The organism is Delftia sp. ZNC0008 (assembly GCF_000799035.1).
In the GTDB taxonomy this organism is placed as follows: Bacteria; Pseudomonadota; Gammaproteobacteria; order Burkholderiales; family Burkholderiaceae_C; genus Comamonas; species Comamonas tsuruhatensis.
In genome coordinates this window covers 1-5,000 of sequence record NZ_JTKZ01000049.1, presented here as the reverse complement: position 1 = coordinate 5,000, position 5,000 = coordinate 1, and the positions used below count along the sequence as shown (strand labels likewise).

At 71.3% G+C, this 5,000-nt stretch carries 5 protein-coding genes; all 5 read left to right on the top strand.

Going from position 1 to position 5,000, the window contains the following annotated elements; all coding sequences use genetic code 11:
• Positions 1-174: 174 nt before the first annotated feature.
• Entirely contained in the window at positions 175-1,260 is a 1,086-nt protein-coding gene (locus L995_RS01450; RefSeq protein ID WP_047468442.1) for a CobW family GTP-binding protein, read from the top strand.
• A gap of 46 nt (positions 1,261-1,306) precedes the next feature.
• Positions 1,307-2,305: a Bug family tripartite tricarboxylate transporter substrate binding protein gene (locus L995_RS01445; RefSeq protein WP_047468439.1), complete on the top strand. Its 999-nt coding sequence runs from the start codon at positions 1,307-1,309 to the stop codon at positions 2,303-2,305.
• A gap of 71 nt (positions 2,306-2,376) precedes the next feature.
• On the top strand, positions 2,377-3,495 hold the full coding sequence (locus L995_RS01440; protein WP_047468437.1) for a porin: 1,119 nt from the start codon (positions 2,377-2,379) through the stop codon (positions 3,493-3,495).
• Positions 3,496-3,626: 131 nt separating this feature from the next.
• Entirely contained in the window at positions 3,627-4,607 is a 981-nt protein-coding gene (locus tag L995_RS01435; protein ID WP_047468435.1) for a quinone oxidoreductase family protein, read from the top strand.
• On the top strand, positions 4,604-5,000 hold a 397-nt coding region (locus tag L995_RS01430; RefSeq protein WP_047468432.1), incomplete at its 3' end, for a LysR family transcriptional regulator. The genes L995_RS01435 and L995_RS01430, both read left to right, overlap by 4 nt.

The following is a 5,000-nucleotide window of genomic DNA, read 5'->3' as shown; positions in this document are numbered from 1 at the left end:
GGTGGCGGCCTGGTTCCGTGCCCGGCCCGCAGCCGGGCAGGGCGCGCAGCCGCTGCGCGGCCTGCTCGATGCACTGGGCTCGGACGAGGTGCCGCAGGCCGTGGCGCAGTGGGCGCTGGCGCGGCTGGAGCGCACGCTGCGCTCGTTCGCCGAGGTGCATGGTGGGGTGGCGTCATGAGCGGGCATTTCTCCAGCCTGCTGGCCCTGCCCGAAGCGGCGGGCCAGCGCATTCCGGTCACCGTGCTCACGGGCTTTCTGGGCAGCGGCAAGACCACGCTGCTCAACCGGCTGCTGGCGCTGCCGGACCTGCACGGGACGGCCGTCATCGTCAACGAGTTCGGTGCGGTCGGCATCGACCAGGACCTGACCAGCCTGGCCTGCGAGGACACGGTGCTGCTGGCCAATGGCTGCCTGTGCTGCAGCGTGCGCGGCGATCTGGTGGAGGCGCTGGAGCGCCTGGCCCTGCGCGAACAGGGCGCGCCGCTCCGCGTGCTGATCGAAACCAGCGGCCTGGCGGACCCGGGGCCGATACTGCGCTCCTTCCTGGGCGAGCCCGCCGTGCGCGCGCGCTATGCGCTGGCCGGCGTGGCCTGCACGGTCGATGCCGTGCTGGGCAGCGCCACGCTGGCAGGCTATCCCGAAGCCGTGCGGCAGCTGGCCGTGGCTGATCTGGTGCTGCTGACCAAGACAGACTTGCTGGGCGGCGCACAGCCCGCTGCGCAACTGCTGGCCCAGGTGCAGGCCATCAACGGCGAGGCGCCGCAAGGCCTGGACCCCGCCCACCATGTGGCGCTGCTGCAGCGGCTGATGTCGGAAGGCGCGACGGGGCAGGAGGACGCCGCTGCGGGCATGCTCCAGGCACCCGGCTACCGGGCCATGGCTCCGGTGACAGCTCCGGTGACTGCGCCGGCAGGCACGCACCGCGACGGCATCTCGTCCTTTGTGCTGCAGCGCGACGAGCCCCTGCCCGCGCAGGCGTTCGGCGAATGGATGGACTGGGTCACGGCCATGCGCGGCGATGACCTGCTGCGCGTCAAAGGCATCGTGCACCTGCAGGAGCACCCGGACCAGCCCCTGGTCATCCATGGCGTGCAGCACCTGTTCGCCCCGCCGCAGACGCTGCCCCGCTGGCCGGGTGCCGACCGGCGCACGCGCATCGTCTTCATCACGCGGGGGCTGGATGCCCAGGCCCTGGACGACACGCTGAGCGTGCTGGTGCGCAGGCACAGGCGGCGCGCGCCGATTCAGGACCCGGGCTGAGCCACGCAACGGCCCGCCCATTTTCAAAAGAAACAGGAGACAAAGCATGAAAACTCTGAAACGGCTGAAGGGGCCGGTGCTGGGCGCCTTACTGGGTGCGCTGGCTGCCTTGCCCATCGCCTGCATGGCCTCGTCCAGTGCGCCCGCCGCCTTTCCCGAGCCGGGCAAGATGGTCAAGGTCATCGTCCCCTTCGTGGCGGGCGGCGGCGTGGACAGCGCCGCGCGCCTGTTCGCCGAGCAGTTGCGCAAGCAGCTGGGCACGACGGTCATCGTCGAGAACCGCGTGGGCGGCAGCGGCGTGGTGGGCGGCCGTGCGGTGCTGGCGGCTGCCCCCGATGGCTACACCCTGCTGTTCTCGGCCGCCACGCATGTGCTGGCCAAGCAGGTATTGGCCCATCCGCCCTATGACCCGCAGACCGACTTTGTCCCCGTGGCGCGCGTGGGCGAGGCGCCGCTGATGCTGGTGATCTCGCCGCAGCTGCCCCACAGCAAGCTGGGCGAGGTGCTGGCCGCAGGCGCCAAGAGCACGTGGACGGCGGCCATTCCCGCCGTGGGCGCACCCAGCCACCTGGCCACGCTGCTGCTGGCCCAGCAGGGCCGCATGCGCCTCGAGTACGTGCCCTACAAGGGCACGCAACCCGCGCTGGTGGATGTGGGCGGCGGCCATGTGGACCTGCTGCTCGACTCCATGGTCTCCGTGCTGCCGCTGGCCAAGGCCGGCAAGGTGCGGCCGATTGCCATCACCTCCGGCAAGCGCAGCCCGCTGGCGCCCGAGGTGCCCACCATGCAGGAAGGCGGCCTGCCGCGGTTTGCCTACACCTCCTGGTACGGACTGTGGGCGCCCAGGGACACGCCTGCCGACCGGGTGCAGCGGCTGAACCAGGCCTCCAACGCGGCGGTGGCCGAGCTGGCCAGGTCCGGCGCCTTCGCGAGCCTGGGCATCGACACGGTTTCGGAGAGCACCGAGCAGTTCAAGCGCTTCATCGCCGCCGATGTGGCGCAGAGCGCCGCGCTGCTCAAGGGCGCGGGCTTCAAGCCCGAGTAGCCGGGCAGACACCGGCACACGCCCGAGAAAGAGCAAAAGCAAAGCAAAGCAAAAAACCACAAGGAGACAACATGCAGGTATTCATACGCCAGGCCCTGGCCGCCTCGCTGGGGCTGGCCGCCGCGCATGCGGGCGCGCAGTCCTCGGTATCGATCTCGGGCACCGTCGATGTGAGCGTCAGGCAGGTGCGCAACCAGGGCCTGGGAACGGTCACCTCGCAGGCCAGCGGCGCCAACTCCACCAGCAAGCTGGTATTGCGGGGGCAGGAGGACCTGGGCGACGGCCTGAGCGCGGGCTTCTACCTGGACGGCAGCCTGCTGGCCGACACCGGCGCCATGGGCGCCAGCGGCCCGTTCTGGGACCGGCGCTCCACGGTCAGTCTGGCCTCGCGCCAATGGGGCGAGCTGCGGCTGGGGCGGGACTGGGTGCCCACGCACCTGGTGTGGAGCGGCTTCGATCCGTTTGCCACGCTGGGCATCGGCAGCGCCAATGGCTTTCGCTCATTCACGGCTTCCCGCGCGCTGGGCCAGGCCTTCGGCACGGCGCCGGAGTCGCAGGCTGCCAATCCCACGCTGCGCGTGAGCAATGCGGTGGAGTATTTCCTGCCGGCCGGCCTGGGCGGGCTGCAGGGCGTGTCCGGCAGCCTGATCGCCACCTTGGGCGAGAAGGGCGCCACGGCGGCAGGCCAGACGCGCGGCAACGGCGTTCGGCTGGGCTGGGCGGGCGCGGGCTGGAACGTGGCGGGCGCGCAGTTCACCACGCGCAACACCCTGAGCGGCATCCATTTCAAGGACCAGAGCTACGGCGTCTCCTACGACTTCGGCTGGCTCAAGGCCAGCCTGGCCCAGCGCCGCTGGGTGCACGGCGTGGACCGCACGGTCAACACCCTGGTGGGCATGAGCGTTCCCGTGGGCAGCGGCGTGGTCAAGCTCAGCTATGTCAAGGCCGACCAGAAGGGCGCGACGGCGGCGCAAAGCGCCAGCGATGCCGACCTGTGGGCGCTGGGCTATGTGCACTCGCTGTCGCGGCGCACGGCGCTGTACGCGCATGCGGCCCGCATGTCCAACCGCAATGGGGCGGCCTTCGCCATTGCCGGGGGTGCGGCTGTCAGCGGCAATCCGGCCGCGGTCAATTACTTTGGCGGGCGCGCCTCCACGGCCTTCGAGCTGGGCATCCGGCACGACTTCTGACGGGCAGCGTGGGCGGCGTGCGCGCTGGTTCGTGGTCATTGCTGCACCCCATGCAGCAGTGAACTGCACGCCGGCCTATTGCTGCCCTCAATCGCTTCTTCTACGCTGCACCCATTTCACGGAGCAGCGAGATGAACCCATTGATCAAGGTCCGCATGGACGCCGCAGGCACCCCCGACGCCATGCGCCTGGAGCCGGTCGAGGTGCAGGCGCCCGGCCCCGGCCAGGTCTGGCTGGAGCAGACGGCCATCGGCGTGAACCCGCTGGACGTGAGCCAGCGCAAGGGCGCTGTCGCCATCGCCTTTCCCTCGGGCCTGGGGCTGGAGGGCGCGGGGCGGGTGGCCGCCGTGGGCGAGGGCGTGACGAATGTGGCCGTGGGCGAGCGCGTGGGCTACGCCACGGGGCCGCTGGGCGCCTATGCCAGCGCCCGCCTGTATCCGGCCGAGCGCCTGGTGAAGCTGCCCGATGCGCTGCCTGACGACGCGGCGGCGGCCGTGCTGTTCAAGGGCATCACGGCGCAGTACCTGCTCAAGACCACCCATGCCGTGGGCCCCGGCAGCCGCATCGTGATCTATGGCGCCGCCGGTGCGCTGGGCCAGTTGATGTGCGCCTGGGCCAGGCACCTGGGCGCCCTGGTGATCGGCGTGGTGTCCAAGGCAGCCAGCGTGGAGCGCGCGCGGGCGGCCGGCTGCGACGAGGTCTTCGTGTTCGATGTGGCCACGCTGCCGGGCCAGGTGCTGCAGGCCACCGGGGGCCTGAAGGCCGACGTGGTCTACGACCCCATCGGCCGCACGACGCTGGGCGCCTCGCTGGACTGCCTGCGCCCGCGCGGCCTGCTGGTGTCCTTCGGCGCGACCTCCGGCCTGCCCGATCCCATCTCGGTGGCCACGCTCAATGCCAAGGGCTCGCTGTTCCTCACGCGCCCCTCGCTGGCCGCGCACACTGCCACGGCGGCCGAGTACCAGGAGCGCGCACGGGACGTGCTGGCCGCCGTGGCGGCCGGCATCATCGTGCCCGGCGTCTGGCGCCGGTATGCGCTGGCGGAGGTGGCGCAGGCGCATGGCGATCTGGAGCAGGGACGCTCCCAAGGTGCGATCATCCTGACCCCATGAACCTTCTGGACAGCCAGCACGCCGATGAACTGGCGGCCCTGGTGGCGCTGCATGAACAAGGCTCCTTCGCTGCGGCGGGGCGGGCCTTGCTGCGCCATCCGTCCGTGCTGTCCAAACGCCTGAACGCGCTGGAGACCCGGCTGGGCGTGCGGCTGGTGGAGCGCAGCACACGCCATCTGCACCTGACCGACGAGGGCCTGCGCCTGGTGGACAAGGTGCGCCAGGCGGCCGGCCTGATTGCCGATGCCCAGAAGGAGGCCGCCCAGGGCGCCTCGCAGGCCCGGGGCCGGCTGCGGCTGTCGCTGCCGGCCGCCATGGGACGGCGCTGGCTCAGCCCGCTGCTGGCCGAGTTTGCGCTGGCCCATCCGCAGATCGTGCTGGAGGTGGACGCGG